21 protein-coding genes are annotated in these 25,802 nt (G+C 59.0%); 10 read left to right on the forward strand and 11 right to left on the reverse strand.

The genetic code is table 11. From position 1 onward, the window contains the following. The 9 genes from SIB92_RS05340 to SIB92_RS05380 all read right to left on the reverse strand — a co-directional run bounded on the left by SIB92_RS05340 (nucleotide 1) and on the right by SIB92_RS05380 (nucleotide 12,082). Entirely contained in the window at nucleotides 1-1,974 is a 1,974-nt protein-coding gene (locus SIB92_RS05340; protein WP_412554830.1) for a heme lyase CcmF/NrfE family subunit, read from the reverse strand. Between the two features lie 58 nt (nucleotides 1,975-2,032). Further along, a complete protein-coding gene (locus SIB92_RS05345) occupies nucleotides 2,033-2,587 on the reverse strand; it encodes a holin family protein (protein WP_412554831.1) in 555 nt (184 codons plus the stop codon). Then, nucleotides 2,578-3,189 carry a holin-associated N-acetylmuramidase gene (locus tag SIB92_RS05350; protein ID WP_412554832.1) on the reverse strand — a complete coding sequence of 204 codons (612 nt, stop codon included), beginning with the start codon at nucleotides 3,187-3,189 and terminating at the stop codon, nucleotides 2,578-2,580. Before SIB92_RS05350 ends, SIB92_RS05345 begins: the two co-directional genes overlap by 10 nt. A gap of 144 nt (nucleotides 3,190-3,333) precedes the next feature. After that, nucleotides 3,334-3,783: a cytochrome c maturation protein CcmE gene (gene ccmE / locus SIB92_RS05355; RefSeq protein WP_412554833.1), complete on the reverse strand. Its 450-nt coding sequence runs from the start codon at nucleotides 3,781-3,783 to the stop codon at nucleotides 3,334-3,336. Between the two features lie 27 nt (nucleotides 3,784-3,810). After that, nucleotides 3,811-4,839, reverse strand: coding sequence for an N-acetyl-gamma-glutamyl-phosphate reductase (argC, locus tag SIB92_RS05360; protein ID WP_412554834.1), 1,029 nt, complete (start codon nucleotides 4,837-4,839; stop codon nucleotides 3,811-3,813). A gap of 117 nt (nucleotides 4,840-4,956) precedes the next feature. Continuing rightward, complete coding sequence (locus SIB92_RS05365) at nucleotides 4,957-5,769, reverse strand: glutamate racemase (protein WP_412554835.1); 813 nt, start codon at nucleotides 5,767-5,769, stop codon at nucleotides 4,957-4,959. Between the two features lie 13 nt (nucleotides 5,770-5,782). Further along, on the reverse strand, nucleotides 5,783-6,685 hold the full coding sequence (locus SIB92_RS05370; RefSeq protein ID WP_412554836.1) for a lysophospholipid acyltransferase family protein: 903 nt from the start codon (nucleotides 6,683-6,685) through the stop codon (nucleotides 5,783-5,785). A 155-nt stretch (nucleotides 6,686-6,840) separates the two neighbouring features. Then, nucleotides 6,841-10,257: an indolepyruvate ferredoxin oxidoreductase family protein gene (locus SIB92_RS05375; protein WP_412554837.1), complete on the reverse strand. Its 3,417-nt coding sequence runs from the start codon at nucleotides 10,255-10,257 to the stop codon at nucleotides 6,841-6,843. A gap of 223 nt (nucleotides 10,258-10,480) precedes the next feature. Next, nucleotides 10,481-12,082, reverse strand: coding sequence for a putative bifunctional diguanylate cyclase/phosphodiesterase (locus SIB92_RS05380; protein ID WP_412554838.1), 1,602 nt, complete (start codon nucleotides 12,080-12,082; stop codon nucleotides 10,481-10,483). Between the two features lie 381 nt (nucleotides 12,083-12,463). Here SIB92_RS05380 and SIB92_RS05385 point away from each other — a divergent pair, with 381 nt between their 5' ends. From SIB92_RS05385 to grxD, 9 genes are all read left to right on the forward strand, one after another. Further along, complete coding sequence (locus tag SIB92_RS05385; RefSeq protein WP_412554839.1) at nucleotides 12,464-13,369, forward strand: LysR family transcriptional regulator; 906 nt, start codon at nucleotides 12,464-12,466, stop codon at nucleotides 13,367-13,369. Nucleotides 13,370-13,656: 287 nt separating this feature from the next. Further along, entirely contained in the window at nucleotides 13,657-15,939 is a 2,283-nt protein-coding gene (locus tag SIB92_RS05390) for a mechanosensitive ion channel family protein (RefSeq protein WP_412554840.1), read from the forward strand. A 23-nt stretch (nucleotides 15,940-15,962) separates the two neighbouring features. Then, nucleotides 15,963-17,099, forward strand: coding sequence for a BamA/TamA family outer membrane protein (locus tag SIB92_RS05395; RefSeq protein ID WP_412554841.1), 1,137 nt, complete (start codon nucleotides 15,963-15,965; stop codon nucleotides 17,097-17,099). Between the two features lie 269 nt (nucleotides 17,100-17,368). Next, on the forward strand, nucleotides 17,369-19,528 hold the full coding sequence (gene purL, locus SIB92_RS05400) for a phosphoribosylformylglycinamidine synthase subunit PurL (RefSeq protein ID WP_412554842.1): 2,160 nt from the start codon (nucleotides 17,369-17,371) through the stop codon (nucleotides 19,526-19,528). Between the two features lie 3 nt (nucleotides 19,529-19,531). Then, nucleotides 19,532-20,017, forward strand: a complete 486-nt coding sequence (locus SIB92_RS05405; RefSeq protein ID WP_412554843.1) for a hypothetical protein — start codon at nucleotides 19,532-19,534, stop codon at nucleotides 20,015-20,017. 15 nt (nucleotides 20,018-20,032) lie between these two features. Continuing rightward, nucleotides 20,033-20,554, forward strand: a complete 522-nt coding sequence (locus SIB92_RS05410; protein WP_412554844.1) for a hypothetical protein — start codon at nucleotides 20,033-20,035, stop codon at nucleotides 20,552-20,554. A 66-nt stretch (nucleotides 20,555-20,620) separates the two neighbouring features. Next, nucleotides 20,621-20,857, forward strand: a complete 237-nt coding sequence (locus tag SIB92_RS05415; protein ID WP_412554845.1) for a BolA/IbaG family iron-sulfur metabolism protein — start codon at nucleotides 20,621-20,623, stop codon at nucleotides 20,855-20,857. A 69-nt stretch (nucleotides 20,858-20,926) separates the two neighbouring features. Then, a complete protein-coding gene (locus tag SIB92_RS05420; protein ID WP_412554846.1) occupies nucleotides 20,927-21,178 on the forward strand; it encodes a hypothetical protein in 252 nt (83 codons plus the stop codon). Between the two features lie 224 nt (nucleotides 21,179-21,402). Continuing rightward, a complete protein-coding gene (grxD, locus tag SIB92_RS05425; protein ID WP_299420187.1) occupies nucleotides 21,403-21,765 on the forward strand; it encodes a Grx4 family monothiol glutaredoxin in 363 nt (120 codons plus the stop codon). Between the two features lie 77 nt (nucleotides 21,766-21,842). Here the strand turns inward: grxD and SIB92_RS05430 are convergent, their stop codons facing one another. Together SIB92_RS05430 and SIB92_RS05435 are read right to left on the reverse strand one after the other, a co-directional pair. Beyond that, complete coding sequence (locus SIB92_RS05430; protein ID WP_294114985.1) at nucleotides 21,843-22,238, reverse strand: cell division protein ZapA; 396 nt, start codon at nucleotides 22,236-22,238, stop codon at nucleotides 21,843-21,845. Next, entirely contained in the window at nucleotides 22,238-23,122 is an 885-nt protein-coding gene (locus tag SIB92_RS05435) for a hypothetical protein (RefSeq protein WP_412554847.1), read from the reverse strand. Before SIB92_RS05435 ends, SIB92_RS05430 begins: the two co-directional genes overlap by 1 nt. 254 nt (nucleotides 23,123-23,376) lie before the next feature. Between SIB92_RS05435 and tkt the strand changes: the two genes are divergently transcribed. Next, nucleotides 23,377-25,398 carry a transketolase gene (tkt, locus tag SIB92_RS05440; protein ID WP_412554848.1) on the forward strand — a complete coding sequence of 674 codons (2,022 nt, stop codon included), beginning with the start codon at nucleotides 23,377-23,379 and terminating at the stop codon, nucleotides 25,396-25,398. Nucleotides 25,399-25,802 lie beyond the last annotated feature (404 nt).

The following is a 25,802-nucleotide window of genomic DNA, read 5'->3' on the forward strand; positions in this document are numbered from 1 at the left end:
TCACTCCGCTGGCACGCCACCCGCTGGCGCCTTACGCGCCCCAGCCGCCACGCGATAGCGGCGGTCGGTCAGGCTCAGCAACCCGCCAAGAGACATAAGGAAGGAGCCAAACCAAATCCAGTTGGTTAGCGGTTTTATATAGGTCCGCACCGTATACGCCCCACCCGGCTGTTCATCGCCAAGCGCCAGATACACGTCGCGCAGGATACGGTAATCAATCGCCGCTTCCGTGGTTGGCATCGCCGCCACCGGATACACCCGCTTTTCGGGATGTAGCATGGTCACGTCTTGACCGTCTTTGCGCACGCGAATGTCCGCCATGGTTGTCAGGTAGTTCGGCCCTTCGGTCTCCCGCACGCCTTCCAGAGTGATTTCATAGGCCCCCACCATATAAGGCTGCCCAATCTGCGCCACGCGGATATCTTCCTGCTCCCAGGCCATCAGGCCAGCGATCCCGAAGATCGTCACGCCAAAGCCCGCATGGGCAACAGCTTTGCCCCAATCCGCGCGTGGCAAACGGGACAAACGCCCCAAGCGATCCCCAAGCGCGCCACGTCCGGTGCGCGACATCAGATCCACAAACGCCCCGGCCAGCAGCCAGGCACCAAGGAACAGGCCCACCGGCCCCAACAAAGACCGACCGCCTTGAATGGTCCAGGCCAGACCGCCAAGCGCCACCGCCAAAACAAATGCCGGGATCAATGGCTTCACCACCTTGCCTAGTTTCGCACGCTTCCATGGCAACATCGCCCCAACCGGCAGTATCAACCCAAGGATCACCATGAACGGCGTAAACGCCATGTTGAAGAACGGCGCGCCCACACTCAGCTTGCGCTCAAAGAACATCTCGCTGACCAGCGGCCAGATGGTGCCGATGAAGACCACAAAACAGGACACCGCCAGCAGGATGTTGTTCAAAACCAGCGCGCTCTCACGGCTGACAACCCCAAACACCCCTTTGGCTTCCATCTCACTGGCACGCGCCGCAAACAGTGTCAGCGCACCGCCGGTGAAGAACACCAGAATACCCAGAATAAACACGCCACGCTCCGGGTCATTGGCAAAGGCGTGCACCGAGGTGATCACGCCAGAGCGCACAATAAACGTCCCGATCAGCGAGAAACTAAACGCCATAATCGCAAGGAGGATTGTCCAGCTTTTCAGGCTTTCGCGTTTCTCCACAACAATCGCGGAGTGCAGCAAGGCCGCCGCCAGAAGCCAAGGCATGAACGACGCGTTTTCCACCGGATCCCAAAACCAGAATCCACCCCAGCCAAGCTCGTAATAGGCCCACCAGGACCCCAGCGCGATGCCGATGGTCAGGAAGACCCAAGCCGCCAGCGTCCAAGGCCGCACCCAACGTCCCCAGGCCGCGTCCACACGGCCCTCGATCAGCGCGGCAATGGCAAAGGAGAAGGCCATCGAAAGCCCAACATAGCCGAGATACAAAAACGGCGGGTGCAGCGCGAGGCCCACGTCCTGCAACAACGGGTTCAGGTCACGGCCATCAAATGGCACCGCCTCCATGCGCAGGAACGGATTCGAGGTGAACAGGATGAAGGCAAAGAAGGCCACGGCAACCGCACTTTGGATTGCCAGCGCCCGCGCACGAATACCGGGCGGCAGGTTGCCACCAAACCACGCCAAACAGGCCCCAAACAACGTCAGGATCAACACCCACAACAGCATCGAGCCCTCGTGGTTACCCCAAACACCGCTGACCTTATAGATCATCGGCTTGAGCGTATGGGAGTTCCCCGTCACCAGCGCCACGGAGAAATCCGAGGTCACAAAGGCATAGGTCAGCGCGGCAAAGCTGAAGGCCGTGAACAGGAACTGCAATCCTGCCGCCGGTTCAGCCACGGCCATCCAGCCGGGCCAACGCTTCTGCGCGCCAATAAGAGGGACAATTGCCTGCACCACTGCGGTGACGGCGGCTAGGATCAGTGCGAAATGGCCGAGCTCAACTATCATGCCAACTGTATACGCCGACGCGCAGACGGGGCCAATGCAAATCGACCCCGCAAACTGATCACTTTGTCGCGCCCCCGCTGGAAGCTTTCTGCCAATCCAGAAGCACCGGATTATCGCCGGCTTCCATTGGTGAGCGCACCTGCGTTTGCACCGGCCCCTCAAGCGCGGCAAGGGTTTCAACCACCTCCGGCACACGCTTCAAGTTGTCGGCCATAGTGCGTTGAAATTCCTGCCCTTTGGCCTGATGTCGCGCGCCAAAATAGAAACTCACCACAACACCTAAAAGCCACCACAATGGCTCCGGCACCAAGGCGATTCCACTCATGCGCGCAGCAAACCACACCGGGTCCACCATGGCGCTGACAAACAGCGCCAAACATCCCAGCGCCATCGCCGGGCGTGGCAAGCGGTTGACCGCATCCATCACCCGGTCAAACCGCCCGCGATCCTGCGCTCGAAACTCCGCTGCGTGCCCCTGCATCGCCGCGATCTGCACGTCCTGCGCCCGCTGGGCCGCCCCTTCTGCGTTTTCACGAAACACCTCAGCGGTCTCCTTGATCACATTGCGCCCACCGCCAAACACAAAGGACAACAGCCGCTCGATCATCCCCATGACGCCACCCGCTTCTCAAATTCCTGTTGCGTCAAGTGATAGCGCGGCGAGATGAACTCTTCCGCCCTCTTGATCCAGCCACCTTTCTTGCCGGCCCGTGAGCGCGCAAATTTGCGCGACTTCGGCCGCAGATCCGCCAATCGGAAATAGTAGTTCCGCCGCGCCACGCCGTAAGCGTCTGCCAAATGATCCGGCGCCATATTGGCCGCCACTTTACTGGCGGCAATGGTCTGTGGCCCGATCTTGCCGTCCACCGTGACTTGCTGCCCCATCTGCCCCAACAGGCGCTGCAAAATCTTCACCGCATTGCTGCCCGCATTGACATACATATCAAACACCGATGCCTGCAAAACTTCCGGCAAGCGATCCACTTTTGGCCTCTCAAAATAATGCCTCAGATAGACTGCCTCCGCATCTTCTGGCGTCAGGCGCTTGACATCCGCCACATCGACATCGCCATCCCCGTCTTTGTCCAACCCCAACCGCCGTGCCGTGGCCAGCGTTACGCCCAGATTGGTCGCCCCACCCGGATCATCCGGATCGTTCACAAATCCGCCTTCCCGCGCCACAATCTCCCTTGCCACTTGCCGTACATCCAACATCGCAACCTCCTGTGTGCCTCAAGACACAGGCTGCTCTAATGACTGTTAAACCGCCGCCACCCCAACGCACGCTGCCTGTTGCGCCAAAGAAAAACCCCGCAGGCTTCGCAGCCCACGGGGTCAATTCATCATATCGGCAGAGCTTTAGCTCTCCGCATCAGGCTCCACATAAACGCCCTGCTCTTTCAGCGCGTCGACCACCTCTTTGGGCATATAAGTCTCGTCGTGTTTCGCCAGAATTTCGGACGCCACAAACACACCGTCAATATATTTGCCGGTGCCAATCATGCCTTCGTTTTCCTTGAACAGGTCCGGCAGCACACCAGTGTAGGTCACAGGGATCGACGCCCCGCCATCGGTTACGGAAAACCGCACGGTCTCACCTTCATCCCGCACGAGGGTGCCTTCTTCCACCAGACCGCCAATCCGGAAGGTTTCAGAGGCCGCAGGCGGCTCTTCCGCCACCTGAGTGGGCGAACGGAAGTAGTTGATCCCATCCTGCATGGCCCACCCAATCAGGGCTGTGGAGATGATCAGGGCTACGAAGGTCAGGATGATCACCTGAACCCGGCGTTGCTTCTTGAGGCTCTTCATTTTTCCTCTCCAGCGCTCTCGCGCAAGTTACGGGAAACAAGGCGCCAGCATCAGGCCAGCAGTCTCATCTTCTCCCAACATCAGGTTGGCGTTTTGCAACGCCTGGCCGCTGGACCCCTTGGTCAGGTTGTCCAACGCCGCAATCACAATGGCCCGCCCGTCGATCCGGTCTCCGGTCACACCAATATGGCAGAAGTTGGAGCCGCGCACATGCCGCGTGCTTGGCGCTTCGCCAAAAGGCAGCACCTCGATGAAAGGTTCCTCAGCATAGGCTTTTGCCAACGTGGCATGGATCACCTCTGCGTTACCCTGCACATACACAGTCGCCAGAATGCCCCGGTTGGCTGGCACCAGATGCGGGGTGAATTGCACTTTCACCTCGCGCCCCGCCACTTTGGAGAACTCCTGATCGAACTCCCCCAAATGCCGGTGCGTGCCGCCAATTGCATAGGCGTGGTTGCCTTCGCTCAGCTCCGCGTGCAGGAGGTTCTCTTTCAAGGACCGCCCTGCGCCGGACACTGCACATTTTAGATCAAGAATGATTTGATTAAGGTCAATCACATCCGCCTCAATCAGCGGTTTGAGCGCAAAAAGTCCGGTTGCCGCGTTACAGCCTGTTCCGGCCACAACCCGCGCGGCTTTGATCTCTTCGCGGTAAAACTCGGTCAGGCCATAGACAGCCTCTTTCTGGATCTCCAGTGCATCATGCTGCCCGCCATACCATTTGGCGTATTCCTCTGGATCGCGCAGCCGGAAGTCCGCACTCAGATCGACCACTTTAATATCAGACGGCAACGCTTTGATTACCTTCTGAGAAGTTGCGTGTGGCAACGCACAAAAACACAGGTCCACGCCGCCAAAATCAATCTCGTCGATCTTGCACAGCGTGGGCAGTTTCAGGTGCCGCAAATGCGGGAACACCGCCGCCATCTCCAAACCGGCCTTACGATCTGCGGACAGCGCAACAATCTCCATGCTCGGATGGGTGGCGATCAAACGCACTAGCTCTGCTCCGGTGTAGCCGCTGGCGCCAAGAATTGCGATTTTATGGGTCATGTTTTCGACCTCTTCCCTTCGTTTGGCCGCAGCCTTCGCGCGACCATCCCCGTCACTTGCGGAGCTAGATAATCAGAAATGGGTGAAATTGCGAGAGCCTGCGCCCCCTCGCCGCAGTTACGCAGCTTGGAAGGTGATTTGTCGTCGCAAAAACTGGGTCGCGCGATCACTCACTTTGCGAGGATCACCCGTGGTCAGAAATAAATTGTCTGTGCCTTGCCCAATCATTTTGGGGTGCCGCTCCAAATAGTCTGCCAACGAATCTGCAACCAGATTGGCCTGACTATACACATTTACATCCGAGCCCAAAGCGTCCTGAAAGGTGTCGTGCATGATAGGGTAATGCGTGCAGCCCAAAATCGCCGCCTGCGGGTCCGGCATCTTACGCTTAAGCGCATCCACATGGGACCGCACCAGCGCTTCGGCCAGGATCATATCGCCATCTTCAATGGCATCCACCACGCCACCACAGGCCTGTGCTTCCACGTCCACGCCAATCGCCCGAAACGCCAGCTCCCGCTGAAACGCCCGGCTCGCCACCGTCGCCGGTGTCGCAAACAGCGCAACATGTTTGACTTCCACCTCACGCGGCGGCGAATTGTCGCCCCAGCTGCGCTCGGTGAGTGCCTCAATCAACGGCACAAACACGCCCAACACGCGCTTGTCTTTCGGAATCCAGCTTTCCTGCATCCGGCGCAGCGCCGCCGCACTGGCGGTGTTACAGGCCAGGATCACCAGATCACAGCCCGCATCCCACATCCGCTCCACGGCGGCGGTGGTCAGGTTGTAAACATCATCGGCATCACGCACACCATAAGGCGCGTGGGCATTGTCTCCGAAATACACCAAAGGCACATCTGGCAAGCGCTTGCTCACCGCGTCATAGACGGTCAGCCCGCCCAATCCACTGTCAAAGAGTCCAACTGCCACGCCACACCTCGATCTACCTGTTTGCAGCCTTCTGGCCGTCAAGCTTATGTTTTTCTTCAAACTCAAAGCCATATCCCATTTTGCGGATCGGCTTTGGAGACAAAGAATAGGTGCGTTCCCGCAGGAAGTCCATGAGCTCCCAGGTGTCACTGGCGCGGCTCTTGATCGCATCCTGCTCCACAGGCTCGCCAATCACCACCCGCACGGGTGTGTCCACGCGTTTTTTGAATTCACGGATCAAGAAGCCCATGCGCAAGGTGTAATGCAGATGGCTTGCCACCTGGAACAACCGGCTGGTCTGCCCGTCAAAGAACACCGGCACAACGGCCGCTTCCGACTTGGCAATCATCCGCGCGGTAAATCCACGCCAATACGGATCAAACGGACGTCCAAACGGCTTGTCCGCGGTCGACACTGTGCCACCCGGGAAAATCCCGATCGCGCCGCCCTGTTTGAGGTAATCCAGCGAGACTTTGCGCGTGCGCAGGTTCAACTTCACCGCTTCCCGGTCCTCATCAAAACTCACCGGCAGGATCACCTTCTCCATGTCCTGCGCCTTGCGGAACACCTGATGCGCCATAAGGCGGAAGTCACCTCGTGTGACGCTGAGCATATAGCCCATCATCAACCCATCCAGAATGCCGTACGGATGGTTGGCAATCATCACCACCGGGCCGGTCTTTGGGATATTATCAAGCGAGCCGCCAATCACATCCAGCGTCAGCCCATAGCGCTCGCGCATCACTTCCCAGAAGTCCCGCCCAGCGGCCACTTCGTCCTCATAGCCGGCAGCCCGCTTGATCAATCTCAAACGGCCAGTGGAGTTTTCCAGCATACGGATCATCGCCTTGCCGCTGCGCGTTTCCGCTGCATAGGCATAGCTGATGTCACGTGCATTGTTGATCGCGTAAGTCATAGAAGCTCTCGAGTCGCAAAAACACGGCCTCCCTATGACAGATTTATGAAGGAAATTTAACCCCCTTCCGTAACGTCAAGTGGCCGCAGGCCATCTCAAGAAACCCCGTTAAAACATGCGGGATTTCTTGATTTGTCATTCAAGTTTTGGCGCTTTTATTCAGCGGCCGCAGACACCACATCACCCTGCTGCAACGCCACCAAAAGCTCTTCGCGCCGCTTGGCAGCCTTGGCTTCATTGGCAACTTTCACCGGACCAAAGCCTTTGATCTGCATCGGCAATTCCGCCAAGGCCACCGCAGCTTCCGGCGCCTGCGTCTCAAATTCGGCAACCACTTTGGCCATATCCGCCTCATATTGCGCAATCAACGCGCGCTCCATTTTGCGTTCCGGATGACGCCCGAACGGATCCAACGCCGTACCGCGCAGGGATTTCATCTTCGCTAGGATAGGGAACATGCGCATCATGCCCGCACCATACTCGGTCTTCAGCGGACGCCCATTTGGCCCGTCTTTGGCGAGCAGCGGTGGCGACAGGTGCACCTTCATCTCAAAGTTGCCCTCAAAGACCTCCTCGGCCTTCGCCCGCGTCTCCAGATGCAGACGCGCGACTTCATATTCGTCCTTGTAGGCCAACAACTTATGGTACCCCAAGGCCACCGCCTCTTTCAGACGCGCATCTTCTATACCATCCACCAGCTTGCGGTATTTCTTTGCCAAACCGTTGCCCTGATATTTCACCAGATGCTCGGCGCGGAAGGCGATCTTCTCCTCCAGCGTCTTGGGTTTCTGCACCACTTTCGGCTCCAGCATCCCTGCCGCCTGCTCTGGATAGAGCACCGCCCAGCGTCCAATCTCAAACGCCCGCAGGTTCTTCTCCACCGCAGCACCGTTGAGCTCAATTGCGCTCACAATCGCCTCATGGCTGACCGGCACCAGCCCCTTTTGCCAAGCCGCACCAAACACCATCATGTTGGAGAAAATCGCATCGCCCATCACCACACGGGACAGCTCGGACGCATCAAACAGCGCCAGTTTTTCGCGCAGGCGCGCTTGGAGTGCCACTTCCAACCGCCCGGTAGGCAGCTTGAATTCCGTGTCCTGCGTAAAGTTGCCCGTAATGATCTCATGGCTGTTCACCACCGCACCGGTGCGCCCCGCGGAAGTCAGTCCCAAGGTCTTGGCCCCGGCACTCACCACCAGATCGCCCCCGATCAAGGCATCACATTCACCGGTCGCCACACGCACGGCGCTGATCGCTTCCGGCGTCTCCGCCACGCGGCAATGGATATGCACCGCGCCGCCCTTTTGGGCCAAACCCGCCATTTCCATCATGCCCGCCGCTTTGCCGTCAATCTGCGCCGCCTGAGACAAGATCGCGCCAATGGTCACAACCCCGGTGCCGCCGACCCCGGTGATCACCACGTTATGCGTGCCCTCAATCGGCTTGATCTCCGGCATCGCCATGGGAGGTAGTTCCAACGCCGCCGTCGCCCCCTTGCGGATTTTCGCACCTTCGACGGTCACAAAGCTCGGACAGAACCCGTTGAGGCAGCTGAAATCCTTGTTACAGCTCGACTGGTTGATCTTGCGCTTGCGCCCCAGCTCGGTTTCCACCGGCTCGATCGAAATACAGTTGGACTGCACCCCGCAATCGCCACAGCCTTCGCAGATGTCGGTGTTGATAAACACCCGGCGATCCGGATCGGGGAACTGCCCGCGCTTGCGCCGGCGCCGCTTCTCGCTTGCGCAGGTTTGCACATAAACAATGCAGCTTACACCGCTGATTTCACGGAACTTCTTCTCAACATTCATGAGATCCGCGCGCTCATGGAACGTGATGCCGGCCGGGAAAGCGGACTGGTCCACATCTTCTTTCTCGTCATAGACCACCGCCACATGCTGCACGCCCATAGCCCGCACCTCATCAGCAATCTTCTGCGGGCTCAGCCCGCCATCATTGGCCTGCCCGCCGGTCATTGCCACCGCGTCATTGAACAGGATTTTGTAGGTGATGTTGGTGTTCGCCGCCAAAGCCGCGCGAATGGCCTGCACCCCAGAGTGGTTGTAGGTGCCATCGCCGAGGTTCTGGAACACATGTTTGGTCTTGCTAAACGGCGCCTCCCCAATCCAGTTGGCACCCTCGCCGCCCATATGGGTAAAGCCGGTGGTCTCCCGGTCCATCCACTGCACCATATAGTGACAACCAATCCCGGCATAAGCCCGGCTGCCCTCAGGCACTTTGGTTGACGTGTTGTGAGGACAGCCTGAACAGAACCACGGCGTGCGCACGGCAATATCCTCGGCATTGTCCGCCCGCTGGGCCTCCTTCAAGGTGGTCATCCCGGCCTTCACCGCATCGGTGCCTCGGCCTTCCTCCACCAAAATATCGCCCAGCTTCTCGGCAATCATGATCGGGTCCAGCGCGCCACGGGTCGGGAACAGCTCTTCGCGCCCCATGCTGCCGTAGCCACCTTTGTACCAGCCATAGACACGCCGCCCACGCCGGTCGTCAAAGATCGCCTCTTTGATTTGCACCTCGATCAGCTTGCGCTTTTCTTCCACCACCACAATCAGGTCGAGCCCCTCGGCCCATTCGCTGAAAGAGGTCATATCCAGCGGGAAGGTCTGCCCCACCTTATAAGTGGTGATGCCAAGCCGCTCCGCCTCACCTTCATCAATGCCCAGCAGGTCCATGGCGTGCACCAAATCGAGCCAGTTTTTGCCAGCCGCCACAAAGCCAATCTTGGCCCCGGGCTTGCCCCACATCCGCTTGTCCATCTTGTTGGCACGGCTAAACGCCTCTGCGGCAAAGCGTTTGTGGTCGATCATCCGCGCTTCCTGCGCGTGCGGCGTGTCGTGCAGGCGGATGTTCAGCCCACCTTCCGGCATGTCAAACTCCGGCGTCACAAACTCCAACCGATGCGGATCGCCATTCACCACTGCCGTGGCTTCAATGGTGTCCTTCATGGTTTTTAGGCCAACCCAGACGCCAGCAAAGCGGCTCAGCGCGAGGCCATACAAGCCATAGTCCATGACTTCCTGCACACCGGCTGGGGACACCACCGGCATATAGGCATCCACCAGCGCCCATTCGGACTGGTGCAGAACCGTGGAACTTTCGCCGGTGTGGTCGTCACCCATCGCCATCAGCACACCGCCGTTGGGGCTGGTGCCTGCCATATTGGCGTGCCGCATCACATCGCCGGTGCGGTCCACGCCCGGCCCCTTGCCGTACCACAGGCCAAAGACGCCATCGAACTTGCCTTCGCCGCGCAATTCCGCCTGCTGGCTGCCCCACAACTGTGTTGCCGCAAGGTCTTCGTTCAGGCCGGATTGAAACAAGACGTCATGCGCGGTGAGCTCTTTTTCCGCCCGCATCATCTGACTGTCCACTGCGCCCAGAGGTGAGCCGCGATAGCCGGTCACGTAGCCAGCCGTATTCAGCCCCGCCTTGGTATCCCGCGCCTTTTGCATCAACATCAACCGCACCAAAGCCTGCGTGCCGTTCAGCATCACATTATCTTTGGTCAGGTCCAATCGGTCGTTCAACGACACCTTCTGGATACTCATCTTGCGCTCCCCTCGCTGGACGGTCATTCCTATATACGCAAATTATTAGGTCACAGTATCTGACCTATGCAATGATTTTTTTGAACACATGTTCGTTTAGCGCGACAGACAAATACTGAAAACACCGCAACATTACGGTGTAATCATCTGTCTTCAAACAAAAAACCGGCGTACACCCTCACGGCCGCCGGTCCAAACTCAATCTATTGAGAGGATTGTTCCGTTACGTCCCGACAACCTTGGCAAGGGACACCGGTACCGTTGGCAAATCCTGCCACGCGCCCGTCAGAAGCTCGGCAACTTGCGCGCCGGGAACCGCTTTCTCAAACAGGAACCCTTGCCCGCGCTGGCACTGCAAATAGCTGACATAGGCCAGATCTTCGACCGTCTCGATTCCCTCGGCTGTCACCTCCAAGTGCAACCCCTGCGCCAAGGACACGATGCCAGAAACGATCTTCTGGCACTCTGGGTTTTCGGCAATATTGGTCACAAAGCTGCGGTCAATCTTCAGCCGGTCAAACGGCAGGTTCTGCAAAGCGGTCAGGCTCGAATAGCCGGTGCCAAAATCATCCAGCGCAATCGCCACACCAAGCGCCTTAAGCTCCTCCAGCTTCGCCCGCGCCTCGCCAAAATCGTCAATCACCGAACTCTCGGTCACCTCCACAATCAGCCGCTCGGGTGGAAAGCCCGTGCCTTCCAAAACCATCCGGATCGACGGCACCAGATTGGGGTCTTTGAACTGCACGCCGGACACATTGAACGACAGGGTCAAAGGCCGCACCCAGTCCTTGGCCTGCGCACAGGCCTGCCGCAACACGCTCAAGCCCAAGGTGCCAATCTGCCCACTGTCTTCGGCAATCTCAATGAACACACCCGGCGGAATGGACCCGCGCTCGGGATGAAACCAGCGCGCCAGAATTTCCACGCCGCTCACGCGGTTCTCATCAATCTCGACAATCGGCTGGAACCACGGCGCCACCTGATCGTGCGCAATCGCATCGCGCAAATCCGCCGCTATGGTCTCCCGATCCATGGCCTGCCGGTCCTGATCCGCATCATACCAGGCAAACCGCCCGCGCCCTTCCGACTTGGCCACGCCCATGGCCTTATCTGCCCGGCGCATCACCTCGGATATGTCATCGCCATGGCGCAACGCCACAAGCCCAACGGACGCGCCAATAAACACCGCTTTTTCGCCAAAGAAAAACGGCTGCGCAATCTCATGCACCAACCGTTGCGCCGCCCGCTCCGCCTGCACCGCATTGGCGGTCTCATCCAGCAGCACAGCAAACTCGTCGCCCCCCAGACGCGCCACTGTACCACCGGCCTGCGCCTCCAGCTTCAGCCGCTCCGCCACCTCTTGCAACGTCGCATCGCCAATCTCATGGCCGTGCAGGCTATTGACCGGATTGAATTTATCCAGATCCATCAAAGCGATATAGCGCGGTGCATCTGATGGGCTCAGCGTTTGCGCTACTCCCCGCGCAATCTCTTTAAACGCCCGCCGGTTCAGCACGCCGGTCATCGGATCATGCCGCGCCTTGGCAGACGCCGCCTCGCGCATCGCCTCTTTCTCGCGCGCCATCCGACGCAAGTGCCGCGCCTGATAGATCACCGAGAACAACAGCGCCACAGTCAACAGAAGTACCAGAACCGCCAGTTCATCCAGCTCCCAGTCTTCATGCGCCCGGCTGTAGTCATAAAACGTTTCAAACAGGTCCATCTCACCAAGGATCGGGAACAAGGCCAGCGCGATCAGAAAAATCCCGCCATGCACCAGATGATGCCACCGAAGTTTTGCCTTGAGCCGAGATAGTACCTGCATTTAGTGCCTCGCCAATTGCTTAAAACACTGTTTTCAAACGCTTCCTAACCAAAGGTTAATAACTCAGTAACCACACTTTAGTTTTTGCGGCGAAATAAAAGGGGCATTTGATCAAACATCACCAAGCGCCTGCAAACAATGCCGAAGCTTCGTGATCAAACCCAAGTACCACCGATGCCAATTTCTTTGGCATTTCGCCCAATGGACACCCCCATCCCCCAAATCGGACAGGCGCCTCCGCAAAGTGATGTTTTTTCGTGAAAACTTCACTTTCCCTCTCCAGTCTATAGGCGTATCAGCGCAGTTCCAAGCCTCCCCACGGTCAGTTTTTCTTTGACTGAGAACTAACCGCATGACACAAAACAAAAAAATGGAGCTACCATGGATTGGGACAAACTCAGGATTTTTCACGCGGTTGCCGACGCTGGCAGCCTGACCCATGCCGGGGACGTGTTGCACCTGTCTCAATCCGCGGTCTCGCGCCAAATCCGCGCGCTTGAGGAAAGCCTGAACACCACCCTCTTCCACCGCCACGCCCGCGGCCTGATCCTTACGGAGCAGGGCGAGCTGCTGTTTGACGCCACTACGGCGATGAACAAGCGTCTGGACGCCGCCTCCGCGCGCATCCGCGACAGCGAAGAAGAAGTGTTCGGAGAGCTGCGTGTCACCACCACCATCGGATTTGGCACGCTCTGGCTCGCCCCACGTCTGGCAAAACTCTATGAGCAATACCCCGACCTTAACATCGACCTCATGCTCGAGGAAAAAGTGCTCGACCTCCCCATGCGCGAGGCGGACGTTGCCATCCGCATGAAAGAACCGAGCCAGGCCGACCTCATCCGCAAACGACTGATGAGCGTGCGCATGCGCCTCTATGCGTCCCAAAGCTATCTGGAAACCCATGGCGAGCCCCAGAGCCTCAAGGATCTAACCCAGCACCGCCTGATCTGCCAAAACGTGACCTCAGAACAGGTTGGCGCGGGCGCGAGTTTTGTCACCAGCCTCTTGGCCAATGACATCACCAAGATGCTCTACGTGAATAACTACTTTGGCGTTCTCCAAGCGGTCAGTCATGACCTCGGCATCGGCGTGCTACCGGACTATCTGATGCAGGATTTCCCGGATCTGGTGCGTGTCGGCACTGAAATTGAATCCGCCGAAGTCCCTGTGTATCTGGCCTTTCCGGAAGAATTGCGCCAATCCAAGCGCATTGCGGCCTTCCGAGACTTTGTCCAGGAAGAGATCATTTTGCACCGCAAGCAATTGCGGGAAAAAGACATTTCCTAAGCTATGCAATGCGCGCATAGCGGGCATGACCTACCTGCGACAGAATATCTCTTGAAGGTTCACAAACTGACTACTAATTCATCTCGTGAAGACGATGAATGCTTATACGCTCATCATCTTCACCTCCCTGTTGGACTAAGGCCGAGCTTATTGCTCGGCCCTTTTTTTTGCCATTTCAGAATCTGAAATCAGAGCCCTCGCCATGCAAGGTCAGGCGAACACACCTTGACCTGCTCACGTAAAAGTCATCTCCTATGGTTAATCATTTTTTGACCGTAGAGTACCTTATGAGACATATCGTTTCGAGCATTCTTCTGGCGCTGTCGTTAAGCGTCGTTGCAATGACCTCGGCGCAGGCCCAGGGTCTGCCCACCACCACAACCTCCAGCTCCAGCGCCCCAGAGGCGGTTGAGATCAACCCCGAGGAAATGACCACCGAGGCAATCAACGCCATGGTCGCGCGCATGTCGGACGACGAAGTCCGCGCCGTGCTGCTGGACCGGCTGGATGCCGTGGCTGCGGCGCAGTCCGAAGAAGCCGCCCCCAAAAGCCTCGTGGAACGCGCCACCAACCTATGGCAGGCCTTTTCCCAGCCACTTCTCGGAGCGGTCCGCAAACTGCCCGCGCTGGTCCCGGCGCAAATCACCGCCTTCCAGAACTTTGCTGAAACCTACGGTGGCTTTGGCGGCGTGCTCACCCTCTTTGGTCTGACCGCCCTTTTGCTGGCAGTAGGTCTCGGCGTGGAATACGCCGTGCGCACCTGGCTCATCAAAGTGCGCAACCCGGAGCCCGCCGAGTCCGGCGCCACCCTGCGCGAGTCTGTCACTTTCCTGTTCAAACGCTTCCTGCGTGAGATTTTTGGTCTGGTGATCTTCTACATCACCATCCGCACACTTGGACGCACCTTCCTGGACGCGCAAGCCGTGACCTTTGTGGCGCCGTTCATCGGCTACATGATCTGGATGCCGCGCATCGCCGCCGCCTTCTCCCGCTTCCTGATGGCCCCCAACCGTCCGGACCTGCGTCTGGTGAATGTGAACGACCACTGGGCCAGCTTTATCCACCGCCACATCATCGGCATCGTCATTCTGGGTGGCGCCACCATCTTTGTGGTCGACTTCAACGTGGTGAACGGCGTGGCTGCGGGCGAAACCCGCATCGGCTTCTGGATCGACAGCATGGTCTACGTCTACATCGCCTATGTTGCCTGGACCGCCCGCGAAGGTCTCAGCGAGATGATGCGCGGTGACGATCCAGATCGCACCGAATTTGATGAGGCCGTGGCGCGCATTTACCCCTACTTCGCCATGGGCGTTGCCGGTGCCACTTGGGTGCTGGTCTCCACGCTGATTGGTCTGGGTAAAGTGCAACTGCTGCTGGGCGGCGCACACTACACCACCATGTTCTGGCTGCTGATCGCCCCGGTGATCGACACCGGTATCCGTGGCCTTGTGCGCCACGTGGTGCCGCCCATGCAGGGCGAAGGCCAAGTGGCGCATGACGCTTACATCGCCACCAAGCGCAGCTACGTGCGCATCGGCCGTGTGATCGCGGTTGGCGCCGTGCTGGTCATCATCACCCGCACCTGGAACGTCTCTTTGCTCAGCCTTCTTCAGGAAGGCGCAGGCATCGGCGACAACCTCTTCAGCTTCGCCATGACCGCCATCGTCGGCTATGTCGTCTATGAAGGCGTGAGCCTCTACATCAACCGCCGTCTGGCGGCAGAGATGACCGCGCTGGGCATGTCGCAGGAAGATGCAGACAACGAAATGGGCGGCGGCGGCGGCTCTCGCCTGTCCACCGTTCTGCCACTGGCGCTGGTCACAGCACAGGGCGCGATCATCGTGGTCTTCACCCTCTTGGCCATCGGCAACCTTGGCGTCGACATCACGCCACTCTTGGCTGGTGCCGGTATCGCCGGTCTGGCGATTGGTTTTGGTGCGCAGAAACTGGTTACCGATGTGGTCTCCGGCGTATTTTTCCTGGTGGATGACGCCTTCCGCGTTGGCGAATATGTCGAGATCGAGGGCACCATGGGCGCGGTTGAGAAAATCTCGATCCGCTCCATGCAGCTGCGCCACCACCGGGGACCGGTGCACACCATCCCTTATGGCGAAATCCCCAAGCTCACCAACTACTCCCGTGACTGGGTGATCATGAAGCTCAAATTCACCGTGCCGTTTGACACCAATCCAAACCAGGTGAAAAAGATCTTCAAAAAGATCGGTCAGGAGATGCTGCAAGAGGAGCTCTACAAGGACGATTTCCTGCAGCCGTTCAAATCGCAAGGTGTGTTTGACTTTGACGACGTCGGCATGATCATCCGTGGTAAATTCATGGCCAAACCCGGCAAGCAGTTTATGATCCGCAAAGAGATCTACAACCGCGTGAAAGCCGAGTTCAACGCCGCAGGCATCGACTTCGCCCGCCGCGAAGTACGTGTGGCACTGCCAGAAGCGGCTCAGAACCTGCCAGAGGATCAGCAAGCGGCCCTCACCGCTGCCGCGGCCGCCGCCGCCCAGCAGCAAGAAGAGCAAGCTGCCGCAGCCCCTGAAAAAGGGCCGGATTGATCCGGCCTGACAAAGGACAAACCATGACGGCACTTTTTGCCACCACACGCAAAGCAGCCGCCCGGATCCTCCCGGGCGCTGCGCTTTTGACCCTCCTGTCTCTGTCACCGTTGCAGGCGGACCCGCTGAGCAACGACATGCTCAACGAAAGCCTGGATGACGCCCGCGAACAGGAAACCCCACTGGGCTTTGGCAACGGCTCCGTTGTCTTCGCGCCTGTGCCATTCAAAAACGTTCTGATCGGCGCAGGGCTGGTTCTGGGGGGCGGCTACCTGTTCAACATCGACGAAGGCAGCGACACCTCCATCCTTGGCCTTGGCGCGATGAAATCCTCCAATGGAACAAACGCCTACGGTTTGGGCGGCAAGTTTGTCTGGGATCAAAACCGGTGGCAGCTCAGCGCCAGCCTGGGGCAAGCCGAAGGGTTCTACGACCTCTACATCGGCGGCCTGCCCGTCCCTGTACGCCAGACCGGCGACATTGTGAACTTCAGCGTGCTGCGCGGTGTCACCTCCGAGCTGCTGTTTGGCGCCTCCATGCGCTACCTCGACACCACACTGGGATATGACACCACCGGCACCAACCTGCCGCCCCTGCCCGAAGGCCAGCTCGAAGTCGGCTCCTTCAGCCTTCTGGCGAAATGGGACACCCGCGACGACGACTTCTCCGCCCGCAACGGCCACTTGCTGGACGGCGCCCTCACCTATGGGCAGGTGCTCAACTCCGGCGGCCGCGACTACGAAAAATTCGTGCTCACCTACAACCACTACCTGCCCATAGGCGACCGCAACAGCATCGCGACCCGTTTCGCCAGCTGCGCCACCAGCAAAGACACCCCGTTCTTTGACCAATGTTCGCTGGGCGGCACCGACGGCTTCCGCGGCTTCAGCCCCACCGAATTCCTTGATGACGCGCTGTTGTCGGCGCAGGCCGAATACCGCCATCAATTCAGCAATCGTTTCTCGGGCGTCGCCTTTGCCGGCTTCGGCAACACCGGAAGCGATTTTGCCTCCATTGGCGACACCGATGTCCGCTACGCCGGCGGCCTGGGCGTACGCTTCCAACTCTCCAAGAAATTCAAAGCCGTCTTCTCTGTGGACGTCTCCTACAACGACCGCAAAGAAGACCTTCTCTACATCTATGTGGGCCAACGCTTCTAACGTCTTGCCCTCACCACCCCGCCCGCTTCTTCTTGCTAAAAATATCCCGGGGGTTTGGGGCGGGCCCCCATTCGGGCATGAGTTTGGGGGCTGGCCCCCAATCGGGCCGGAGTTTTGGGGCCAGCCCCCCATCACCTTCCACCACCAACCTGCGCCTTTTTGTGCCATTTCCCCCTTCGCGTCAGATTAAGCCTGCCTTAAGCCTTCCCCTTTTGGCTCCCCTGCCCTAAAAGCCCCCCAAATGCTGTTTATTTGGGGACTCTCGCGACATGCAGGAACCGGCCATCACCACCGATCTCATCGAAGCTCATGGACTGAAGCCTGACGAATACAACCTGATCCTGGAGATCATTGGCCGCGAGCCAACCTTCACAGAGCTGGGTATTTTCTCCGCCATGTGGAACGAGCACTGCTCGTATAAATCCTCCAAAAAATGGCTGCGCACCCTGCCGACCGACGGCCCACAAGTGATCTGCGGCCCAGGCGAAAACGCCGGCATCGTGGACATTGGTGACGGCGATGCTGTTGTTTTCAAAATGGAAAGCCACAACCACCCGTCCTACATTGAACCTTACCAAGGTGCCGCCACCGGTGTTGGCGGCATTTTGCGTGATGTCTTCACCATGGGCGCCCGTCCTGTTGCGGCGATGAACTCGCTCTCCTTCGGCGAGCCAGATCATCACAAAACCACACAGCTGGTGAACGGTGTTGTTGAAGGCGTTGGCGGTTACGGCAACTGCTTCGGCGTGCCCACCGTGGGCGGCGAAGTCCGCTTCCACCCGGCGTATAACGGCAACTGCCTTGTGAACGCCTTTGCAGCCGGTTTGGCCAAAACCGACAGCATCTTCTACTCAGCTGCTTCCGGCGTGGGCATGCCGGTGGTCTACCTCGGCGCCAAAACCGGCCGTGACGGCGTCGGCGGTGCAACCATGGCGTCTGCAGAATTTGACGACACCATTGAGGAAAAACGCCCCACCGTACAGGTTGGCGACCCCTTCACCGAAAAGCGCCTAATGGAAGCCACGCTGGAGCTGATGCAGACCGGCGCGGTGATTTCCATTCAAGACATGGGCGCCGCTGGCCTGACCTGCTCCGCCGTGGAAATGGGCGACAAAGGCAAGCTGGGCGTGAAGCTCAACTTGGAGGACGTGCCACAGCGCGAAGACAACATGACGGCTTACGAAATGATGCTGTCTGAGTCCCAAGAACGTATGCTGATGGTGCTGAAACCAGAGCTGGAAGCCGAAGCCCGCGCCGTGTTCGAAAAATGGGACCTCGACTTTGCCATTGTGGGCGAAACCATTGCCGAAGACCGCTTCCTGATCCTGCACAACGGCGAAGTCAAAGCCGACTTGCCGCTGTCCCCACTGTCCGGTCGTGCGCCAGAGTACGATCGCCCATGGGTGGAAACCCCAGCGGCGGAAGCGTTGGCAGATGTGCCACAGATTGACGCGATTGACGGTCTCAAAGGTCTGATCTCCTCGCCAAACTACGCCGGCAAACAATGGGTCTATGAGCAATACGACACCACCGTGATGGGTGACACCGCCCAACGCCCCGGCATGGGCTCCGGCGTGATCCGCGTTCACGGCACCGACAAGAAGCTGGCCTTCACCTCGGACGTGACCCCACGCTATGTGAAAGCCAACCCGACCGAGGGTGGCAAACAGGCCGTGGCCGAAGCCTTCCGCAACCTCTCTGCTGTGGGCGCCAAGCCATTGGCCACAACCGACAACCTGAACTTCGGCAACCCGGAAAAGCCAGAGATCATGGGCCAGTTTGTGGGCGCGATCAAAGGCATCGGCGAAGCGGTTGCCGCGCTGGACATGCCCATCGTGTCCGGCAACGTGTCGCTCTACAACGAGACTGATGGCTCCGCCATTTTGCCCACCCCAACCATTGGCGCCGTGGGCCTGATCGCCGCTGGCGAAGAGCCGATCCTGGGCGAAGCCCGTGACGGCCACGTGGCCCTGCTGATTGGCGACACCACCGGTCACCTCGGTCAATCCGCCCTGCTGGCGGAAGTCTTCAACCGCGAAGACGGCGACGCGCCGCACGTGGATCTCGAGGCGGAGCGCAAAAACGGCGAGTTCATCCGCAACAACCGCGACTGGATCAAAGCCTGCACCGACCTCGCAGACGGCGGTTTGGCGTTGGCGGCGTTTGAGATGGCCGAGGCTGCAGGCGTAGGTGTTCAGATCGACATCGACGACACCCCAACCCTGTTTGGCGAAGACCAGGCGCGCTATTTGGTGGCCTGCAACTTCGATCAGGCTGAGGCGCTGATGATCAACGCACAAAAGGCTGGCGTATCAATTACTTCCATCGGGAAGTTCACCGGTGATAGCGTGAAGTTCGGCAGCTCGGAGGCGTCTTTGGAAGAGCTCTCCGCCACCTTCCGTAGCAGCTTTGCCGCCGCTGTTGCCTAACCCATGAAAGCCAACGCGCCGATCTTCTACATCCTGTCGCAGATCGGCGTGTTTTGCATCGTTTACACGCTACTCCTGGCGTCACACAGAACGTCTTTTGCCGTTGATTTCTGTGCATTAGATTACGTCAACAAGACTGCAATGAACTTGGCGAAGGTCGCTATCTTTGTAGCCCTTATCCACGCGCCTGGTGTAATCATCGCCCACAGGTTTGCAGAAATTACATGGAAACTGGCGGCTCTCCCGTTAATCTGCGCCCTCGGTTTCATTTTCGCGCACTACGTCAATGACATTCTTACGGTCTTGAGCGGGAACGGCCATTGTGAAACCGGCTTGGACAAATCCGAAATGCGTTCAATTTTTCGACCTAATTGGACGCATGACATCTTGTCTTGGACCGCGCTTGGCGTGGCCTACGGCTGGGGCCTGAGCTCCTTGTTTGTGCTCTACAAAACCTCCAAAGTGCCCACGGACCTCTACGAAGACTGACGCAGGCCCTTTGCTATGACCCCGCCCGTCACCTTGCCCAGCCTGACCGATGACTGCAGCCAATGCGCTGCGCTCTGCTGTGTCGCCTACCCGTTTGATGCCGACGAAGACTTCGCCCTGCTCAAGCGCGCCGACACGCCCTGCCCCAATCTCTCCGACAGCTGCCTCAACTGCGCGATCCACGACGATCTTCTGCCCAAAGGCTTTGGCGGCTGCGTCGCTTACCAATGTGCCGGGGCTGGTCAGCGTGTGACGCAAGACCTGTTTGACGGCGAAACCTGGCGCGACGATCCCGATCTTCTGGAGCACATGACCTACGCCCTGCGTGTCCTGCGCCCAATCCACGAAGCCCTGCTGCTCCTTCAAGAGGCCAGCCACCTGCCCATCCCCGACAGCGCCAAACGCCAAGGCCACTTCCTGATGGCCGCCCTCTGCCCAGAGGCCCCCAAGTCGGTGCATGATTTTGAGGACCCCGAGGTACAAGACGCCCTTGCCGACGTGCCCGCCTATCTGCAATCGCTTGCGACCTTCCTCTAAATCGCCTTGCAGACCCGCAGCGGGCCACTTACATTTTTGAGCAACGACACAAAGGAATAGCTCACAATGCCAATGACCGCTCACGAAATCGAGGAACTCCTGCGCGAGACCTTCCCGGACGCCGACATTCAGGTGGGCGGCACCGACGGCGTGCATATGTCCGCGATGGTGATTGACGAAAGCTTCCGCGGCAAAAACCGCGTGCAACAACAGCGCGCTGTCTACGCTGCCCTCAAAGGTAAAATGGATGGCTCGTCTGGCGAATTACACGCGCTGGCTCTGACCACCAAGGCGCCCGAGTAGGCTGATGTTTGGGGGGTGGGTACACAAGGCCAACGCTATTGAAACCCAAGGTTCAAGGTGACTGCTGACATGTCCGAACTCCTGTCCTACGGCCTGATCCCAATTCTTGCCATTGCAGCGGCAGCCCTTCTGGCGCTTGTGGCTTGGGTCAACCGCGACCGCACCCCATTTGCCGAAGAAGGCTCACAAGATCCCGACAATCACACCCTGCGCTCCGATTACCAATCGGGCATGGGGGGCGGATCTGTCACAACCTGGAAAGTGCCCAAAGACCCGGACGCCTACGCGCGCCTCTTTGTGCCAAACGAAAAGAAAAAATGACGCAGCAGGCGGCCTTCAAAACCGCAAAGAACGTTCAATGTGGCCAACTCCTGAATGGATAACCCGATTGAAACACTTTCCGCTTGGGTGCTGCTGAAAATAATTGATCTTGCCTATATGGTGGCGACCACCATATGTGAGTTCAGAAAACTGATGAAATATGGGCCTAGGTTCTGGCGCGTCGAACGGCAGCTACGATACCGCGCTTGGAAACGGAGAAAGACATGACCGACGTCAAAGACCGCATCGACGAGATTGTAAAAGCCAACGACATGGTGCTCTTTATGAAAGGCACCAAGGACATGCCCCAATGTGGCTTCTCCTCCCGCGTTGCCGGCGTGCTGAACTATATGGCGGTGGACTACGCCGACGTAAACGTGCTGGCGGATGAAGAAATCCGTCAGGGCATCAAGGACTACTCCGACTGGCCCACCATCCCGCAGCTCTACGTCAAAGGCGAATTTGTCGGCGGCTGTGACATCATCACCGAAATGACCCTGTCCGGCGAACTGGACACGCTGTTCACCGACAACGGCGTAGCGTTTGACAAAGACGCGGCCGACAAAATTCGCGAAGCCAACGCATAAGCTTCACGCGATAAGTCATTAAAAAGCCCCGCCAATTTGGCGGGGCTTTGTTGTTCCTAGCAAAGGCAAAGGGATGATTAGCCCGCCGCCTTTTCTTCCACCAGATCCGCCAGGCTTTCCGCCCGCGCCGCCATTTCGGCCAGCGTCTGCGTCACCTCTTCGGGAATGGTGGGCACTTCCACCTTCTCAGGCTCGGCCTTAGGTGCCTCGTGCAGCGCCTGGATCTCTTTGTCCCGCGCCGCAATCTTGGCTTCCGCGTCGCGCAGCTGATCTTCCAGACCAGCGGTCTTGTCCGCGAGCATCAGGCCAGACATCAGCAGCATCCGCGCCTCAGGGATACGTCCCGCCTGCCCCACAAGCACCCGCGCCTGTTCATCGAGCATCTGTGCAGCCGCCCGCAGGAAATGTTGTTCACCTTCCTGACAAGCCACTTCAAAAACGCGACCGCCAATTTCAATCTGTACTTCAGGCATCAGGCGTCTCCCGTTTGTTTGGTCTCATCAGCGACATCGTCCAGAGGTGCCAACGCGTCCCCCTTGCCATCCGCGACAGCACCTTCTTCAACCGCTGGCACATCTTCCGCCACAGCTTCCGGCACCTCCGCCGTGACCTCTACGGCTGGCTCAGCACTGTCTTCCGGCGCAGCCGCAACCATGCCATGCACCAACGGGCGCAGCTCCGCCAGGATCACCGCAGTCTCGGCACTCTCGGCCTCGCGCAGGGCACTCAACGTGTCCAGATCAGCCTTCAGCGCCTCGTTCACAGCAGATGGATCCACCATGCCGTCTTTCTCAACCTGCTCGCGAAGCACCTGGTTGGCAGAGCGTTCCCGCCGCGCCATCTGGCGCAGACGGCGCAGGCGTTTGCCCAGTTCGCCCAGCATCACACGATTTTCTTCCACCGCTGCCGCCAACGCGCCATCTTCAGCTGGGGCTGTCTCCGCTGCCGGCGCATCCCCCGCGCTGTCTGGTGCAGCCTCTGCCGCCGCTTCAGCCGCATCTGCTGCTGCCGCCGCAGCGGTTTCTGCCGCTTCCGCCCGCGCTTCCGCCGTGGTCAGCGCCGCTGAGGCTTCCTCAGCCTTGCCTTCTGCCGCCTTCAAAGCCTCTTCTGCGTCCGATTTGGCCGACTGCGCCGCACCCAGCTCTTCCTCAAGCTCGGTCTGCCGCGCGGTCAAGGCCCGCACACGTTCTTCCATCTGCGCTGTCACCAGCGCTTCATTTTCCAATGCCCGACGCAATGCCTGTACGTCTTCACCCTCTTCGGGCTCAGCAACCGCCGCCTGCATGCCGTCAACGCCGCGCGCAATGCGTTCCAGCGCCGCCGTCAGCCTGCTTTCCAGTTCGCTGATGTCGCTCATTTGCCTCGTCCTTTCCGGTCCGGTTCTTAATGACCCGCGTTCTTTCTGCGCGCCTGTCCTTCTTAACGAATCAAAGAACGACGCTCAATGGTCTGATATTAGCCGGTGAAATAGGAAAATGCGCCCCCAATCCGCGGGAAGGCTCTGCGTCTAAAACCGCGCAAATTTACCGCTAACACGCCTCCCAGCTTGCTATTGGCCGCGAAACTGCTAGTAACCCGACAACCCAACCTCTTAACCGAAGGAGCGCATCCGTGGATATCGCCGCACTGCGTGAAAAGAACCCAGAACATTGGATGAAAGCCGCCGCCATCCGCGCCCTGACGCTGGATGCGGTTGCCGCTGCAAACTCCGGTCACTCCGGCATGCCAATGGGCATGGCTGACGTGGCCACTGTGCTGTTTGAAAAGCACATGAAATTTGACGTCGCTGCGCCAAGCTGGCCGGACCGCGACCGTTTCATCCTGTCCGCAGGCCACGGCTCCATGCTGATCTACTCCCTGCTTTACCTCATGGGCGACAACCAGGTCACCCACGATCAGATCAAGAACTTCCGCCAGTCCGGCGCGCTGACCGCAGGCCATCCGGAAAACTTCCTGATCGACGCAGTCGAGACCACAACCGGTCCACTGGGTCAGGGCATCGCCAACGCCGTGGGCTTCGCCATGGCCGAAGAAATCCAGCGCGCCCAATACGGCCGCAAGCTGGTGGATCACTACACCTATGTGATCGCCGGTGACGGCTGCCTGATGGAAGGCATCTCCCAAGAGGCCATCGGCCTTGCCGGTCGCCACTCCCTGGGCCACCTGATTGTACTCTGGGACAACAACAACATCACCATCGACGGCACCGTGGAGCTTTCTGACCGCACCGATCAGGTCAAACGCTTCAAAGCCTCCGGCTGGCACGTGCTGGAAATCGACGGCCACGATCCGGAAGCGATCGACGCTGCGATTGAAGCTGCCAAGAAGACCAAAAAGCCGTCGATGATCGCCTGCAAAACGCACATCGCCATTGGCCACGCCGCGCAGGACACCTCCAAGGGCCACGGCGCTCTGACCGACGCGGATCAGATGAAAGCCGCCAAAGAAGGCTACGGCTGGACCTCGGCACCATTTGAAGTCCCAGCCGACATCAAAGCGCAGTGGGAAGCCATCGGTTCCCGCGGTGCCGCGGATCGTGAAGCCTGGGAAGGTCGCTTTGCCGAAGCCTCCAAACAGAAGCAGGACCGTTTCAACCGCGCCTACGCTCTGGAAGCCCCAAACAAACTGTCCGCAACCATCAAGGCGCTGAAAAAGCAGACCTCCGAGGAGCAGCCTTCCGTGGCCACCCGGAAGTCGTCCGAAATGGCGCTGGCCGCGATCAACCCAATCATGCCAGAAACCGTGGGTGGCTCTGCCGACCTGACCGGTTCCAACAACACCAAGACCGGCGATCTAGGCGTGTTTGACACCGACAACCGCAAAGGCCGCTACGTCTACTGGGGCATCCGCGAGCACGGCATGGCCGCTGCGATGAACGGCATGGCGCTGCACGGTGGGATCCGCCCTTACGGCGGCACCTTCTTCTGCTTCACCGACTACGCGCGCCCGTCCATGCGTCTGGCCGCCCTGTCCAAGATCCCAACCGTGTTTGTCATGACCCATGACTCCATCGGCGTGGGCGAAGACGGCCCAACCCACCAGCCGGTTGAGCATCTGGCGATCTGCCGCGCGACCCCGAACACCTATGTGTTCCGCCCAGCAGACACCGTGGAAACCGCCGAGGCTTGGGAAATTGCCCTGACGTCGAAAGAAACCCCATCGGTGCTGGCCCTGACCCGTCAGAACCTGCCCACCGTGCGAACCGAGCACAAGCTCAAGAACCTCACCGCCCAGGGCGCTTATGTTCTGGCCGAAGCCGAAGGCAAACGTCAGGCCATCCTGATCGCCACCGGCTCCGAGGTCTCCACCGCGATGGAAGCCAAAAAGCTGCTTGAGGCCGAAGGCATCGGCACCCGCGTGGTCTCCATGCCGTGTATGGAGCTCTTCGCCGCGCAGGACGAAGCCTACCGTCGCAAGGTGCTGCCCGCCGGCGCCGCCGTACGTGTCGGTGTGGAAGCAGCCGTGCGCAACGGCGGCTGGGACCAGTGGCTGCTGGGTGAACGCGCTCGCGCGGGCAAATCCGACTTTGTGGGCATGGACAGCTTCGGCGCCTCCGCCCCGGCGGGTGAGCTGTTCGAGAAGTTCGGCATCACCGCAGCAAACGTGGCCCAGAAGGTCAAAGACCTACTGTAAGCTCGGTATATATCTCATTGAAAAGGCGCCTCAATCTGAGGCGCCTTTTTTCATTTTAACGCGCAGACGCGCGCTTTTGTCTTCGACGGGGAGTGCGCTGCGTCTGGGAAGGAGCCCAGTGGGCTCCTTCAGCAGCAAACGGGCGGCGCCCTGAGGTAAGAAGAAGTAACCTTTCATTAACCACAAAGTCGCACGCTTTTGATGCGGTACAGGCTGGGAAGCCGATGACCGTGCAAGGAGAAGCCTCATCGGGGTTCCTTCTGGGGGGTGGCCCCGCGCTCCCCCCCACCTTCTTCTTGCCAAAAGTATCCCGGGGGTCTGGGGGCTGGCCCCCAGCTTGGACAGTAAGTGCGTTTGGCTGCGAGACCTGTCAGGATATCCGACCGCCAAACCTACCCCTATTC

This window comes from Shimia sp. MIT1388 (assembly GCF_047124445.1).
Classification (GTDB): domain Bacteria; phylum Pseudomonadota; class Alphaproteobacteria; order Rhodobacterales; family Rhodobacteraceae; genus Shimia.